The organism is Micromonospora sp. WMMD1102 (assembly GCF_029626265.1).
In the GTDB taxonomy this organism is placed as follows: domain Bacteria; phylum Actinomycetota; class Actinomycetes; order Mycobacteriales; family Micromonosporaceae; genus Plantactinospora.
In genome coordinates this window covers 304980-319130 of the sequence record NZ_JARUBN010000001.1, presented here as the reverse complement: position 1 = coordinate 319130, position 14151 = coordinate 304980, and the positions used below count along the sequence as shown (strand labels likewise).

Annotated in this window: 10 protein-coding genes and 2 pseudogenes; 5 read left to right on the top strand and 7 right to left on the bottom strand. The window is 73.1% G+C overall.

Annotation, left to right across the window (positions count from 1 at the left end):
• Positions 1–9 precede the first annotated feature (9 nt).
• Together O7626_RS01660 and O7626_RS01655 are read left to right on the top strand one after the other, a co-directional pair.
• Positions 10–1059, top strand: a pseudogene (locus O7626_RS01660) (PqqD family protein); the annotation flags it as partial.
• Between the two features lie 376 nt (positions 1060–1435).
• A complete protein-coding gene (locus tag O7626_RS01655) occupies positions 1436–2821 on the top strand; it encodes an AarF/ABC1/UbiB kinase family protein (RefSeq protein WP_278058548.1) in 1386 nt (461 codons plus the stop codon).
• Positions 2822–3274: 453 nt separating this feature from the next.
• Here the strand turns inward: O7626_RS01655 and O7626_RS01650 are convergent, their stop codons facing one another.
• The 3 genes from O7626_RS01650 to O7626_RS01640 all read right to left on the bottom strand — a co-directional run bounded on the left by O7626_RS01650 (position 3275) and on the right by O7626_RS01640 (position 6502).
• A complete protein-coding gene (locus O7626_RS01650; protein WP_278058546.1) occupies positions 3275–3640 on the bottom strand; it encodes a WhiB family transcriptional regulator in 366 nt (121 codons plus the stop codon).
• A gap of 133 nt (positions 3641–3773) precedes the next feature.
• A complete protein-coding gene (locus O7626_RS01645; protein WP_278058544.1) occupies positions 3774–4031 on the bottom strand; it encodes a hypothetical protein in 258 nt (85 codons plus the stop codon).
• A gap of 302 nt (positions 4032–4333) precedes the next feature.
• On the bottom strand, positions 4334–6502 hold the full coding sequence (locus O7626_RS01640) for an ATP-dependent DNA helicase UvrD2 (protein ID WP_278058542.1): 2169 nt from the start codon (positions 6500–6502) through the stop codon (positions 4334–4336).
• A 136-nt stretch (positions 6503–6638) separates the two neighbouring features.
• Between O7626_RS01640 and O7626_RS01635 the strand changes: the two genes are divergently transcribed.
• Complete coding sequence (locus tag O7626_RS01635) at positions 6639–6884, top strand: mycoredoxin (protein ID WP_278058540.1); 246 nt, start codon at positions 6639–6641, stop codon at positions 6882–6884.
• Between the two features lie 226 nt (positions 6885–7110).
• Here O7626_RS01635 and O7626_RS01630 read toward each other — a convergent pair.
• Positions 7111–8283: pseudogene (locus tag O7626_RS01630) on the bottom strand (MFS transporter); the annotation flags it as partial.
• Positions 8284–8562: 279 nt separating this feature from the next.
• On the opposite strand from O7626_RS01630, the gene O7626_RS01625 reads away from it, so the two are divergent.
• Together O7626_RS01625 and O7626_RS01620 are read left to right on the top strand one after the other, a co-directional pair.
• A complete protein-coding gene (locus tag O7626_RS01625) occupies positions 8563–9537 on the top strand; it encodes a helix-turn-helix transcriptional regulator (RefSeq protein ID WP_278058538.1) in 975 nt (324 codons plus the stop codon).
• A 414-nt stretch (positions 9538–9951) separates the two neighbouring features.
• The gene (locus O7626_RS01620) at positions 9952–10266 is read left to right on the top strand and encodes a hypothetical protein (RefSeq protein WP_278058536.1); all 315 of its coding nucleotides are present in this window, start codon (positions 9952–9954) and stop codon (positions 10264–10266) included.
• A 152-nt stretch (positions 10267–10418) separates the two neighbouring features.
• Here O7626_RS01620 and nudC read toward each other — a convergent pair whose 3' ends face one another.
• Genes nudC through O7626_RS01605 form a run of 3 tightly spaced genes read right to left on the bottom strand, consistent with a single transcriptional unit; the run spans position 10419 to position 14022 of the window.
• On the bottom strand, positions 10419–11390 hold the full coding sequence (gene nudC / locus O7626_RS01615) for an NAD(+) diphosphatase (RefSeq protein ID WP_278058535.1): 972 nt from the start codon (positions 11388–11390) through the stop codon (positions 10419–10421).
• Complete coding sequence (locus tag O7626_RS01610; RefSeq protein ID WP_278058533.1) at positions 11387–12712, bottom strand: pitrilysin family protein; 1326 nt, start codon at positions 12710–12712, stop codon at positions 11387–11389. The genes nudC and O7626_RS01610 overlap by 4 nt, the downstream gene beginning before the upstream one ends.
• A complete protein-coding gene (locus O7626_RS01605; protein WP_278058531.1) occupies positions 12709–14022 on the bottom strand; it encodes a pitrilysin family protein in 1314 nt (437 codons plus the stop codon). The genes O7626_RS01610 and O7626_RS01605 overlap by 4 nt, the downstream gene beginning before the upstream one ends.
• Positions 14023–14151 lie beyond the last annotated feature (129 nt).

Genomic DNA, 14151 nt, shown 5'->3' with positions numbered 1-14151 from the left:
TGTGGCGCCATGACCAGAACCGTGCTGCCCCGCCCCACCCTGCTGCCCGGCCTCGCCCGACTCTGGCGTGACCGGCACACCCTGCAACTCGGCCTCGACCCCCGCCGGGCGGTCCTGCTGGAGGTCGCCAACCCGGCCGCCGCCCGGCTGCTCGACCTGCTCGACGGCAGCCGCAGCGAGCGGGCCGTCCTCGACCAGGCCGGCACGATGGCCGTTTCCCGGGACGACGCCCGTACCCTGATCGACACCCTGCGCGCCGCCGGCCTGGTCGTCGCCGGGCACACCCTGCTCCCCACCGACCTGCCCGAACCCGCCCGGCAGCGCCTCGGCGCCGAGGCGGCGGCACTCGCCCTGCACGGCCGGGACTCGCCCGGCACCCCCGCCCAACTCCTCCGGCGGCGAGCCGCCGCCCGGGTGGTGGTGACCGGTCAGGGCCGGCTCGCCGCCCCGGTGGCGGTGACCCTGGCCCAGGCCGGCGTCGGACACCTGCACCCGGACCTGCGTGGCCGGGTCGGGCCGGCGGACACCACCGGCAGTGGACTGCTGGCCACCGACGTACGCCGGCCGAGCGCCGACGCCGTCGCCGACGCGATCGCCCGGTGCACGCCCGGCACCGTCACCCGACCCGTCCGGCGGGGCCGAGCCGACCTGGTGGTCCAGGTCGGGGTCGACCGACCCGTCGAACTGCTCGCCGCCGGCTACGCCCAGCACCGGCAGGCGCACCTGCTGCTGACCATGCGCGACGGCGTACCGGTCGTCGGCCCGCTGGTCCGGGTCGCCGGATCGCCCTGCCTCAACTGCCTCGACCTGCACCGCCGGGACCGCGACCCGGGCTGGCCCGGCCTGGCCGCCCAGCTGGCCGCCGGCGACGGCCAGGAACCCTGCCTCACCTCGACCCTGCTGGCGGCGGTCGGCTACGCGGTCGGCGAGGTGCTCACCTTCCTCGACGGCGGTACGCCGGAGACGGTCGGCGGAGCCGTCGAGGTCACCGGCCACGGCCGGCTACGCAGGCGCAGCTGGCCACCGCACCCGGCCTGTGACTGCACCGCCCGACGGCGCCGTACCGCGGCCGGGCGACCGGGCGATGACCAGCGCAGTTACGGGACCGACCCGCGACCATCAGCGACCCGGCGACCAGGAAGCAGCGGTGTCGTCCGCGGCCGCCGCACGCCGCCGCCGCATACCTCACCCGGAACCGCGTCCGAGGGCCCGGCCGCCGGATGACCGTCCCGCCGAAACCGACCCGGAACCGCCGGACGGGACCCGCCCGTACGAACCGGACCTCCACGACGCGCCGCCCAGCGTGGGACGCCCAGAACGGGAGGGCGGATCGCTCCGCCCGATTTCGCCACCCCGGGTCGAGGGCGGCGAGGACGTGGCCGGAGCCACCCGCTGACGGCGGACCGGATCCCGTCGAGTCGGTAACAATGATCTGGTGACCGACATCCCGCGCCGGGCCGTCTCCCGGACCGCCAAGCTCGCCGCCCTGCCGCTCGGCTTCGCCGGCCGGACCGTCCTCGGGGTGGGCAAGCGGGTCACCGGCCTCGCCTCCGAGGTGATCTCCAACGAGATCCAGCAGCGCACCGCCGAGCAGCTGTTCAGCGTGCTGGGCCAGCTCAAGGGCGGGGCGATGAAGTTCGGCCAGGCGCTGTCGGTGTTCGAGGCGGCCCTGCCCGAGGAGGTGGCCGCGCCCTACCGGCAGGCGTTGACCAAGCTCCAGGAGGCGGCGCCGCCTCTGCCGGCGGCCAGCGTGCACAAGGTGCTCGCCGAGCAGCTCGGGCCGAACTGGCGGTCGTTGTTCGTGGAGTTCGACGACAAGCCGGCCGCCGCCGCCAGCATCGGGCAGGTGCACCGGGCGGTCTGGAAGGTCGAGGGCACCCCGCCGGTACGCCGACGCGGCACCAAGGCGGTCGCCAGGACGGATACGCCGACCCCTGCCGGTCGGCCGGTGGCGGTCAAGGTGCAGTACCCGGGTGCCGGGCCGGCGCTGCTCTCCGATCTGAAGCAACTGTCCCGACTCGGTGGCATGTTCCGGGCGATCCAGCCCGGCCTGGACATCAAACCGCTACTCAGCGAGTTGCGCGAGCGGATCAGCGAGGAACTGGACTACGAACTCGAGGCGGAGTCGCAGCGGGCCTTCGCCACCGCCTACGCCGACGACCCGGAGATCTTCGTGCCCGGCGTGGTCGCGGCGGCACCCCGGGTGCTGGTCACCGACTGGGTCGAGGGCACCCCGCTCTCGGCGATCATCGAGTCCGGCTCCGAGGCCGAACGCGACCGGGCCGGCCGGCTGATGGCCACCCTGCACTTCTCCGCGCCGATGCGCGCCGGACTGCTGCACGCCGACCCGCACCCCGGCAACTTCCGGCTGCTGCCGGACGGCCGGCTCGGCGTGATCGACTTCGGCGCGGTGGCCCGGCTGCCCGGCGGGCACCCGGAGCCGATCGGCCGGCTGGTCCGGCTGGCCCTGGCCGGGGACGCCGACGCGGTCGTCGCCGGGCTGCGCGAGGAGGGCTTCATCCGGCTCGACTCGCCGATCGACGCCCAGGCCGTACTCGACTTCCTGATGCCGATCCTGCAACCGCTCTCGGTCGAGGAGTTCCGGTTCACCCGGGCGTGGCTGCGGGTCGAGGCGGCCCGGCTCGGCAACCCGCGCTCCCCGGCGTACCAGCTGTCGCGGCAGCTCAACCTGCCGCCGTCGTACCTGCTGATCCACCGGGTGACCCTCGGGTCGATCGGGGTGCTGTGCCAGTTGGAGGCGAAGGCTCCCTATCGGGGCATCGTGGAGCGCTGGCTGCCCGGATTCGCCCCGGTGGCCTGAGACCTGACCGGACTGACGGAACTTCTGCCCCGGGCCGCTCCGGGCGACAGCACGACTCCAGGCGACAGCACGACTCCGGACGACAGCACGACGCAACGGCGCCGGGCCGGCCGGCGGCGGGTTCACCCCACCACCGACCGGCCCGGCTGATCGTTTTCAGATTCGGTTGGTTACCGGCGGCCCAGGCCGACGGTTCACAGGCTGCCCAGCTCGCGGGCGGCCCGGCGACGGGCCTCCAGCGCGATGGTGCGGGCGGATCGGGTTGCCTCAGTGCTCGTGGTGCTGCGACCGGCCTGAGGCAGTCGCATTCGCGCCCGTGACAACGCTTCGTGGATGAGATGCATCTTGGTGGCTCCGTCTCGGATGGGCATGGCAGTACTCGTTCTCGACACCGCGGCCATCGCGGTGTTCGGCGCCGATACCAGACCGGCGTTGGTACGGATCGGGTTCATGTCAGGCCGCCAACCGGACCGCGCTGCGCGACTCGGCAAGGCCACTGGCCGCCAGCCGCGCCTGGGCCTCGACCCGCAGCGCCGCGTCCCGGGCGACGTCCTCCTTGCGCGGGCGACCCCGGGGCCGCTTGCGCGGAACGACCGCGCCACGCTCGAAGATCTCGCCGCCCCAGACGCCCCACGGCTCCGCCCGGTCCACCGCACCGGCGAGGCACTCGACGCGCAGCGGGCAGTCCCCGCAGAGCGACTTGGCCAGCTCCAGCTCGGCAGGCGAGTCGGCGAACCACAGGTCGGGGTCGAACTTCCGGCAGGGCAGGTTCGCCTCCAGCTCGACGTTCGCGTCGAGGGGGGCCAACGCCAGACTCATCGCCCGGTCACCTCTCTCTCGTTCCGATCTTTTAGATCGCTGTTCCGACTTACTTCGGCAGTGCGGAAATGACTAAGGCCGCGGATCCCGGTGTACGGGGTCCGCGGCCTCGAGGTGAGCCGGCTGGTCTGTGTTAGACCGGTCTCCCTCGAGGTGGAACCCCGCTGACATCCATCCGCTTGACGCCGACACGGATGCCATTGCCCGTGAATCCATTGGTCCCCTGGTGCTGCGCGGACGCGGGGGCCTGAACCAGCTCGGCCTGGGTCAGGACCTGGTGCGCCTGCGAGCGCCGGAGGAGATCAGTGATCAGCATGCAGCCGACCTCTGACACCGGAGCGGGGGCAGCAGGCAGCGCCCACGGTCGCTGGGTGACATAGGTCGTCCCCATTGGGGCCACCTCCTGACTCTCACTCGTCGCCAACATCGGACTCATCCCCCTCTTGAGCAGCCGGAAGACCGCCGCTCGCAAGGTGTGCCATGAGGCTATGCCCCCGCCCCGCGCGAGGGCAAACGAATTACGGCGAGATTGCGGAACTTTCTTCCGACACTCGTCGACGGCCGTTCCGACCAGCCCGAACCGCGAGCCGGTCAGCTCGGGCCGGACCGCAACGAGCCCGGTCGGCCACGGCCGCGCGGCACGGGGCCGCCCCCGCCTCGGCCCGGCGACCTGTCCCAGCCCGACGCCCTGTGTCAACCCGACGACGGCTCGGTCGGCTCCTCGGTCAGCAGCACGTCGTCGACCCCGACGCCGTCGACAAGCGCCAGCACGGCATCGCTGTACAACGCGACCTTGCGGGGGCCGATCCCGGCGATGGCCAGCAGTTCCGCCGCCCGGCCGGGCCGACGCTCGGCGAGCGCGACCAGGGTGGCGTCGGTGAACACCACGTAGGCGGGGACCTTCTGCGCCCCGGCGACCCGGGCCCGCCAGTCGCGCAGCCGGTCGTGCAACTCCTCGTCGAGATCGGAGGGGCAGGTGGCGCAGCGGCCGAGCTTGCGGTCCGCGCCGGCCAGCAGGGTCGCCCCGCACACCCGGCAGGAGACGACCTGGGTACGTCGACGGTCGGGTTTCCGACTCCCGCCGGGGGCGTCGGCGGTACGCGCCCCGCCGGAGCGGTCGAACTGCGGCAGGAACCGGCACGGCCGGCGGGCCCGGCCACCGGGCGAGCGGGCCGAGGCGTACGACAGCCAGAGCCACTGACGGGCCCGGGTCACCCCGACGTAGAGCAGTCGACGCTCCTCCTCCACCTGCTCGACGGTCTTGGCGTAGCTGGTCGGCAGCGTGCCGTCGGAGAGTCCGACCAGGAACACGGCATCCCACTCCAGCCCCTTCGCCGAGTGCAGCGACGCCAGCGTCACGCCGTCTACCGTCGGCACGTGCTGCGCGGCGGCCCGCCGGCCCAGCTCGGCGCAGAAGTCGGCAAGCGTCACCGGCCGCTCCACGCTGGCCGCCTCGCCGATCGGCAGCACGGCCGGGCTGGCCGCGTACTCCTCGGCAAGCTGGACCAGGGCGGCGAGCGCCTCCCAGCTCTCCCGGGCCGCGCCGCCGGGCGGGGGCTTTTCCGGGGTCCAGCCGACCGCCGCCAGCGCCTCCACCACGGCCGGGACCAGCGGCATGTCCCCGGGCGTCGACCGGGTCGCGGCACGCAGCGCGACGAGTGCCTGCCGGATCTCGGTCCGCTCGAAGAACCGCTCGGCGCCCTGCACCTGGTACGGCACCTCGGCCTCGGCCAGCGCCTTCTCGTACGCCTCGGACTGTGCGTTGGTCCGGAACAGCACGGCGATCTCCCGGGCCGGTGTGCCGGCGGCGACCAGTTCCCGGCAGCGCACCGCCACCGCCGCCGCCTCGGCCGGCTCGTCCGCGAAGATCCGCAGGTCCGGTTCGGGGCCCGGCGGACGCTGCCCGACCAGCTCCAGCCGGAGTCGCGCCTCGGCGCCCCGGGCCTGCCGGATCACCGCGTTGGCCAGCCCGACCACCTGCGGCGTGGAGCGGTAGTCCCGGACCAGCCGGACCACCACCGCGTCGCGGCGCTGCCGGGGGAAGTCGACCAGGTACGCCGAGGTGGCCCCGGTGAACGAGTAGATCGTCTGGCTGGCGTCGCCGACCACGGTCAGGTCGTCCCGGCCGCCCAGCCAGGCGTCCAGCAACCGCTGCTGGAGCGGGTTCACGTCCTGGTACTCGTCGACCACGAAGTGCCGGTATTGTGCCCGGATCTGCTCGGCGACGTCCGGGTGCTCCTCGATCCCCCAGATTGCCGCCCGGAGCATGTCCTCGAAGTCGATCACACCGTTGGCCCGTTTGACCTTCTCGTAGCCGGCGAACACCTCGGCCACCTTCGCCGGGTCGTGCGGGGTCTCGCGGAGTGCCTTGGCCGCCGCGACGACGTACTCCCCCGGCTCGACCAGGGACGACTTGGCCCACTCGATCTCGCCGGCCAGGTCCCGGGCGGCGGCCCGGTCGGTGCGCAGCCCGGCGCGGGCGGCGGCCAGGGTGACCAGCCGGACCTTGCTGTCCAGCAGTTCCGGCATCTCCCGGCCGGCGAGCAGCCGGGACGCGAAGTACCGCACCTGGCGCAGCGCGGCGCCGTGGAACGTCCGCGCCTGCACCCCCGGCACGCCGAGCGCGCCGAGCCGGGCCCGCAGCTCGGCGGCGGCCCGGGCGGTGAAGGTGACCGCGAGCACGTGCCGGGCGGCGACCTCGCCGCTGGTCACCCGGTAGGCGATCCGGTGCGTGATCGCCCGGGTCTTGCCGGTCCCGGCGCCGGCCAGGATGCAGACCGGTCCGGCCGCGGCGGTCACCGCGGTCCGCTGCTCGGGGTCGAGCCCGGCCAGGATCCGTTCCACGCGTAGGTCAGCCGCCACAGGTAGGAATCATGGCAGCCCCCGCCGACGTTGCACCTTTAGCCTGTGTGATCGGCAATCCGTCCGATCCGGTGTCCGGCCGGTGCGAACCGGTGGACCGGGCTGGGAACGACTGAGCACCGCGGAGGTCTCGACGATGTTGACGATGTATTCCACGTCCTGGTGCGGCTACTGCCACCGGCTGAAGTCACAGCTGGACCGCGAGGGCATCGGGTACACGGTGGTGGACATCGAGCAGGACCTCGCCGCCGCGGAGTACGTGATGAGCGTGAACGGCGGCAACCAGACCGTGCCGACGGTGCGCTTCGACGACGGCTCGGCGCTGACCAACCCGTCGATCGTCGACGTCAAGAAGCACCTGGCCGCGCTCGCCGGGAGTTGACCCGGTCCGGAGGTGGGCCCGTCCCGGGCCCACCTCCGCCGTCCGGCCCCGCGCCCGACGGCACCGCCGGCAGATCGGTGACCGGCGGCACCTCGGGCGGGTCGGTGGCGGACGGCGTCCCCGGCGGGCCGGTGCTGACCGGCGGCACCTCGGGCAGGACCATGTCGGGCGGCAGCACGCCGGTCGACGGGTCGGTCCGCACCGGCGTACCGGCGGCGGGCGGCGCGGAGAGTCCCCGGCCGGCCCAGAGATAGCCGGCGGCGACCGCCATCACCACCGCGATCACCACGAAGAGCAGCCGGTAGTCGACGAAGCCGACGAGTACCGCACCGGTGCCGATCGAGACCGCCTGCGGGCCGCTGATCAGCGTCTCGGCGGCGGCGGTGACCCGGCCGAGCAGCGGGCCCGGGGTACGCCGCTGGATCAGCGTGTTCAGCCCGACGAACGCGATCGGCAGGCCGAAGCCGAGCAGCACCAGGGCGACGAAGGCGAGCCAGATCCTCGGGTACGCCAGCAGCAGCGCACCGGGCGCGAAGATCGCCACGCCGACGCCGAGCGCGGCCAGCTCGCCGAACCGGCGTACCACGGCCGGGGAGAGGAGTCCGCCGAGCACTCCGCCGACGCCCTGCACGGTGACCAGTACTCCCACGAAGCCGGGTTCCCGGCCGAGCCCCTGGTCCACGTACGCGAAGATCAACGACTCGCTGAACCCCATCACCAGTACCGCCAACGCGGCACCGACGACCGCCCGGCGCAGCGCCGGCTCGCCGACCATGTGCCGCAGCCCCGCCCCGACCTCGGTGACCCAGCGCAGCTGGGCCGGACCGGGCCGCCGCTCGGCGATCCGCAGCGCGGAGATCGCACAGGCGGCGCCGGTGAAGCCGACCATGCCGACCGTGGGCAGGGTCCAGCCGCCGGCCCCGGTGTAGAGCGCCGCCCCGGCCAGCGGGCCGACCAGCCGGAGGCCCTGTTTGACGGTCTGCAGTACGCCGTTGGCCTGCGCCATCAGCTCCTCGGGGACGATCTGTTTGATCAGTCCGTTCAGGGTGGCGCCGAGGGCGACGTAGGAGAGCCCGTACAGGGCACCCACCACATAGATGATCCAGACGTCGGCGCGGTCCCGGACCAGGAAGAGCGGGGTGAGCACCAGCGCCGTGCCGAGGTTGGTGACCAGGAAGAACGGGCGGCGGCGGAACCGGTCGACCACCCAGCCGACGATCGGGGCCAGCCCCATCGGGGCGACCATGGCGAAGATGGTGGCGCCGGCCAGACCGTTCGAACCGGTCAGGTCCTTCACCCAGACGGCCAGCGCCAACAGCATGATCGACTCTGCCGTCATGCTGAACACGAGACCGGCGAAGAGCAGCCGGAAGTCCGGGCGACGCAGGATGGCTCGCATGCGAGGGGTCCCTTTCGAGGTGGCGGCGGACCGCCCGGGGGTGCCGAGGATTTCTCGCAGTCGATGGTGCTGGGCCGGCCGGCAGGGGCTCGGAACTCGATCGGCTATCTGACGACAGGTGCCGGAAGTGTCACGGAAGGCCCCCTCCATTTAGACACGCCGTTACCATTCGACGGCAGGCCGTGAAGAACGAGCGGCATACTGGACCGCCGGGAGCACGAGCCGGACGGTCCGCACCCGCCCGGTGACGGGCTCGACCCGATCGAGAGCGAGGATCCAGTGCCTCCTGCCCACCCCAGCCCGATCCTGCGGCGGCGCAGGCTCGGCACGGAACTGCGCAAGCTGCGGGAGTCGGCCAAGCTCACCGGTGACCAGGTCATCGAGGCGGTGGGCTGGGCATCGGCCTCCAAACTGTCCCGCCTGGAGAACGGCCGCAGCCGACCCGACCTGCGCGACGTCCTCGACCTGCTGGACCTCTACAAGGTCACCGGCGCGCTCCGGGAGGAGCTGACCGCGATCACCAACGAGGCCGGCGACATCCGGGGCTGGCTGCGCTCGTACGCGACGATGACGCCCCGGCAGCGCGGTTACGCCGAACTGGAGGCCGGCTGCGCCGAGATCCGCGAGTACAGCCCGGTGATCGTGCCGGGTCTGTTGCAGGCCAGGCAGTACGTCAACCTGCGGATCCTCTCCTCCCGGCAGCTCGTGGACGACCCTGAGAGCGACGACACCGAGGACGCCGAGACCGAGGTGAAGGCCCGGATGGCCCGGCAGTCGCTGCTGACCCGCGACGGCGATGCGCCGCAGTACTCGGCGGTGATCGAGGAGGCCGCGCTCGGCGACCGGGCCGGCCCGCGTGACGTGCTGCGCGCCCAGCTGATCCAGTTGCGCAAGCTCGCCGGGCTGCCCAACGTCACCATCCAGGTACTGCCCACCGACCGGACCATCGCGGACTGGTACCTGCCGCACACCGGATTCTCGCTCTACCGCTTCGCCGAGCCGCAGGATCCGGAGACCCTGGCGATCGAGGGGCTGGCCACCAACCTGATGGTGACCGAGCCGAAGGAGATCGCCACCTACTCGATGGTCTTCGAGTGGCTCCGGGACGCGGCCCTCAGTCCGGAGGAGACGGTGGCCTGGCTGGTCGAGAAGGCGGGGCAGCGCTCGTCGGGTGCGGCCAGGTCGACCGGCCGCGACCCGGGGAGGCCGCCGACCCAGCGCAGCCGCCGGTCGGGGCGGCTGACCGAACAGTAGTTCCGGCCACCGGTTCCGCACCGTACCCAGCCGGGTCCACAGCCGCCGGTTCCGCACCACATTCCGGCCGAGTCCACAGCCGCCGGTTCCGCACCACACTCCGGCCGAGTCCACAGCCGCCGGCTCCCGCAGCGGGGCCGGCGGCTTCGTCGTACCCGCCGCCGGGCGGCGTGCCTCGGCCGGCACCGCACCGCTGTCCGGGCGGCGGTCTCACGGCGGCGAGCTCGCGTTACTCAGCTGCGGCCTGGACCGGTGTCACCTGATCGGACGAGCGGTTACTCCAATCGGCGCGTTTCACTTGCCCATTGGCCGGGACTGGGTGAATATAGCCCAAGGGGGGACGTGGAACTTCCACGAGATGACTTCACTAGGTAATCAAAGAATCATCGTCCGTCACGGCCTTCGGAGCCACCCATGCGGTTTCTCATCGTTCGCACGGACATCCGTGCCGCCGCCGATGACGACCTGGCCGCCGCCTGGGCGCAGGGGGAGCGCCTCCGCGACGAGCAGACCTCACCGGAACAGCGCCGCCAGATCCTCCGCGCCGAGGACCGGGACGCGGCCCTGGTGCTGGCCCGCGCGCTGGCCAGCGTCGGCGCGGTCCGTTCCGGACGGCAGCGGGTCAAGGTGGTACCGGTGGGCGAGCCCGACCGGCAGCGCCCCGACCACCCGTTCCGGGACCACCAGCCACAGAATCCGAGCCTCGGCCCGCAGTCGAGATTCGGCTAGACGACCGTCGTCGGCCGGGTGGCGTCCCCCGCCACGCACCATGCCTGAACCCGGCAACGACGGCCTATGATCTTGGCCCGTGATCGTCGCGGCAACGACGGTCGCGGGCCAAGATTCGCTCGAAGCCGGCGGTCCACCCGCGACGACATGGACTAGCCGGCATCCTCCAGCCAGCTGCGGATCAGGAACAGCGCGATCGACGACGGCGGCGGCAACGCCAACCGCAGCCCGGCCGCCACCTCCACCGCCTCCCCGGCGAACACCGCGGCGATCTCCCGCCGGCTGAACCAGCCCGCGTGCGCGATCTCCGCCGGGTCCAGCCGGATCGGCCGTTCCGGGTCGGCGAGCGCGAAGAAGCCCAGCATCAGCGAGCCGGGGAACGGCCAGGACTGGCTGGCGACGTACCCGATGTGGTGCGGAACCAGACCGACCTCCTCGGTGACCTCCCGGACCACCGCGTCCTCAACCGACTCCCCCGGCTCCACGTAACCGGCCAGGCAGGAGTACCGGCGCAGACCCGTCTCGGCACGCCAGGCCGCGTTGTTGCCGAGCAGGCACCGCCCGTCCGGGCCGGCGACACCGTCGTGCACCAGCACGATCATCGCCGGATCGGTACGCGGCCAGAGCTGGTTGCCCGCCTCGTCACGCCGGGACCAGCCGGCGTCCCCGACCACGGTGGACAGCCCGGTCAACGACGAGTACAGGTGCCGGGCGTGCCAGTTCGCCAACGCCACGGCGGTGGTGAGGAGGCCGGCGTCCCGGTCGCTGAGCAGGTGGCCGACCTCACGCAGGTTCGCCGGCCGGGTGCCGGCCAGTTCCGGCAGCGGCGCGTCGACCGCGAAGACTGGTACCCCGTCCGGCTCGACGCCCAGGAAGAGCCGCTCGCCGGGCCCGCTGTCCCGGGCCACGTCCGGACCGAAGAGGACCAGCTCCGGCTTGTCAGCGGCCGGGCCGACCAGGGTACGGCCACCCTTCGCCACGTCCACCACCAGCACCCGGGCCCGCCGCCAGGCGTCGGCCAGCCACTGCGGGTCGCCGCGCCGGTGCGCCGCCCGGTCGAGGGTGGACCGGGCCAGTGGCGGATGGCCGGCGGGCAGGTCCAGCGGCGGCGGACCGGAGGTCACGATTCCGCGGCCTCGGTCCGGACCGGTCCCAGCACACCCAGCGGCGCCTCGACCTGACCTGCGTCGCCGAGCACCACGCTGACCGCCCGGGCCGGCGCCAGGTACTTGGCCGCTGCCGCCGCCACGTCCTCCCGGGTCGCCTTCGCCAGCCGGGCGGCGTGCTCGGCCAGGAACTCCAGCCGCAGCCCCGAGCCGGCGTACGCGCTGGCCACCGCCGCCAGCCCGGCCTGGGTCGAGATGCCGAGTTGGAGAGTGCCGAGGGCGTACTGCCGGGCCTGCTCCAGCTCGTCCTCCTTCGGCGGCAGCGAGGCCAGCCGGCCCAGCTCGTAGACCGTCTCCAGCAGGGCCGGCCCGGTCACCTCGGTGGCGACCTCGGCCGCCACCACAAGCGCCGACCCGGCGACCGAGTGCTCGATGAGCGAGTGCGGCCCGTACGTGTAGCCCTTGTCCTCGCGGATGTTCTCCACCCAGCGGGACGAGAAGTACCCGCCGAAGACCAGGTTGGCCAGTTGCAGCGCCGCATGGTCCGGATGGGTACGCGGCACGGCCGGCAGCGCCAGCCGCATCGACGACTGCACCGAGCCGGGCCGGTCCACCAGCAGCAGCGGCCCCGGCTCGAGCGGCGGGGCCGGCGGCAGCTCGCCCGGTGCGCCGTTCCCGGTCCAGTCGCCGAGCGCCCACTGCACCGCGTCCACCGCCTTGGCCGGCTGCACGTCCCCGACCAGCAGCAGGATCGCCCCGGCCGGGCGGATCCGGGCGGCGTGCAGGCTGCGCAGTGCCGCCGGCCGGACCGCCTCGACCTGCTCCGGCTCCGGGGTCTGCACCGCGTACGGGTGCCTGCCGTACATCCGCTTCAACAGCGCCCGGCGGGCCAGGTGGGTCGGCTGGCTCCGGGCCATCCGGATCCCGTCGATCAGCCGGGCCCGCTCGGTGGCGACCTCGTCGTTCGGATAGCTCGCCCCGGTCAGTACCTCTGCGAGCAGTTCCAGGAGCCGGCCCAGCCCGGTCGACAGGCCGGTACCGGAGATCATCAACCGGTCGGCGTCGGCTCCGGCGGAGAGGCCGCCGCCCACCTTCTGCAACTCGGCGGCGAGCTGCACCGAGGTCATCGACTCGGTGCCGCTGAGCAGCGTCTGGGACAGCATCAGCCCGCGGGCCAGATGCGCCCGGCCGAACGGCACCCAGAGCCGCAGCTCGACCAGCGGCACCGCCGGCCGGCGCAGCACGATCACGGTAAGCCCGTTCGGCAGGGTCTGCTCGACCTCGCGGGGCAGCTTGAGCTTGCGGTTCGGCCCGAGCGGGGGCAGCGTGCGTACCGTCACCTGGCACCTCCACCGGGAACGACCTCGACGGCGGCCCGGCGCTGCGGCCGCAGGGTGGCGGCCGCCGCCCGTACCTGTTCCTCGGTGACCTCGCCGACCAGCCGGGGCAGCTCGCCGAGTAGCCCCGGATCACCCCGCTGCTGCTCCAGCACCGCCATCTGCAAGGCCCGACTGAGCACCGCGTCGGTCTGCCGGAGCAGGTGGGTGGCCATCCGGGCCTGGGTCCGGGCCAGCTCGTCGGCGGCCAGCCCGTCGGTGGCGAGCCGGTCGAGTTCCTCGTCGACGGTGCGCAGCACCTTCTCCGCCTCGCCACCCGGCGGCAGGTGCGCCTCGAACACCAGCGCCGTCGGGTCCCGCACGTCGAACGGGTCGCCCATCAGCCCGAGGTAGCCGCCGACGCTGGTCACCGAGCGGTCCCGCAGCACCAGCCGCTCCACCAGCCGGGACGCGTCGCCGTCGGTGAGCACCTCGGCCAGCACCACGTACGGCAGATAGCCGGCGAAGTCGCCGATCGGGTCCGGCACCCGCCAGGCCGCCGCGACCGCCGGCAGCGGCGCCAGCGGATCGGTGTACGCCTCCCGCCGCTCACCGGTCAGCTCCGGCTCGGCGAAGTCGGGCCGCACCGGGGCGGGCCGGGCCGGCACGTCCCCGAAGTGCCGCTCGATCAGCGCCGTAGCCTCGGCCACGTCCAGGTCCCCACCGACGGCGAGTACCGCGTTGCCGCAGGCGTAGTACCGGTCGAAGAAGTCGGCCGCGTCGGCGATGCTGGCGCTCTCCAGGTCGTCGAAGGAGCCGTACCCGTCGTGCGCGTTCGGGAAGGTGTCGAAGAGGACCGGCGGCAGCCGCAGCCACGGGAACCCGCCGTACGGCCGGTTCAGCACGTTGACCCGGATCTCCTCCTTCACCACGTCGACCTGGTTGCGGAGGTTCTCCTCGGTGAGCCTCGGCCCGCGCATCCGGTCGGCCTCCAGGAAGAGGGCCCGCTCCAGCGCGTTGCTCGGCAGCGTCGACCAGTAGTCGGTGTAGTCCAGGTGGGTGGCGCCGTTGAACGTCCCGCCGGCACCCTGGACGTGCCGGAAGTGCGCCAGCTTCTCCAGGTTCTCCGAGCCCTGGAACATCAGGTGCTCGAAGAGGTGCGCGAATCCCGTCCGCCCCTCCGGCTCCGACCGGATGCCCACGTCGTAGACGACCGCCACCCCGACCACCGGCGCGCTGCGGTCCGGCGCCAGCACCACCCGCAAGCCGTTGTCGAGGGTGAACCGCTCGACCATGTGCTTCGTCGCTGGAATTCTCGATCTTCCCGCCGCCACGAACCGACCCTAGCGCGTCCCGCCGGCACCGGTGCCCGGCCTCGGCACCTGCCCACTCCTCGGGCCGTCCGCTCGCCGACACCCGCACACTCCCCGGACCGACACACCCACGCACTCCCCGGACCGACA

What these genes read in the sequence shown, in the direction of transcription:
- O7626_RS01645 (WP_278058544.1), bottom strand. Translation starts at nt 4,031, where the DNA reads ATGGGGACGACCTATGTCACCCAGCGACCGTGGGCGCTGCCTGCTGCC.
- O7626_RS01620 (WP_278058536.1), top strand. Translation starts at nt 9,952, where the DNA reads ATGCGGTTTCTCATCGTTCGCACGGACATCCGTGCCGCCGCCGATGAC.
- O7626_RS01650 (WP_278058546.1), bottom strand. Translation starts at nt 3,640, where the DNA reads ATGAGTCTGGCGTTGGCCCCCCTCGACGCGAACGTCGAGCTGGAGGCG.
- O7626_RS01635 (WP_278058540.1), top strand. Translation starts at nt 6,639, where the DNA reads ATGTTGACGATGTATTCCACGTCCTGGTGCGGCTACTGCCACCGGCTG.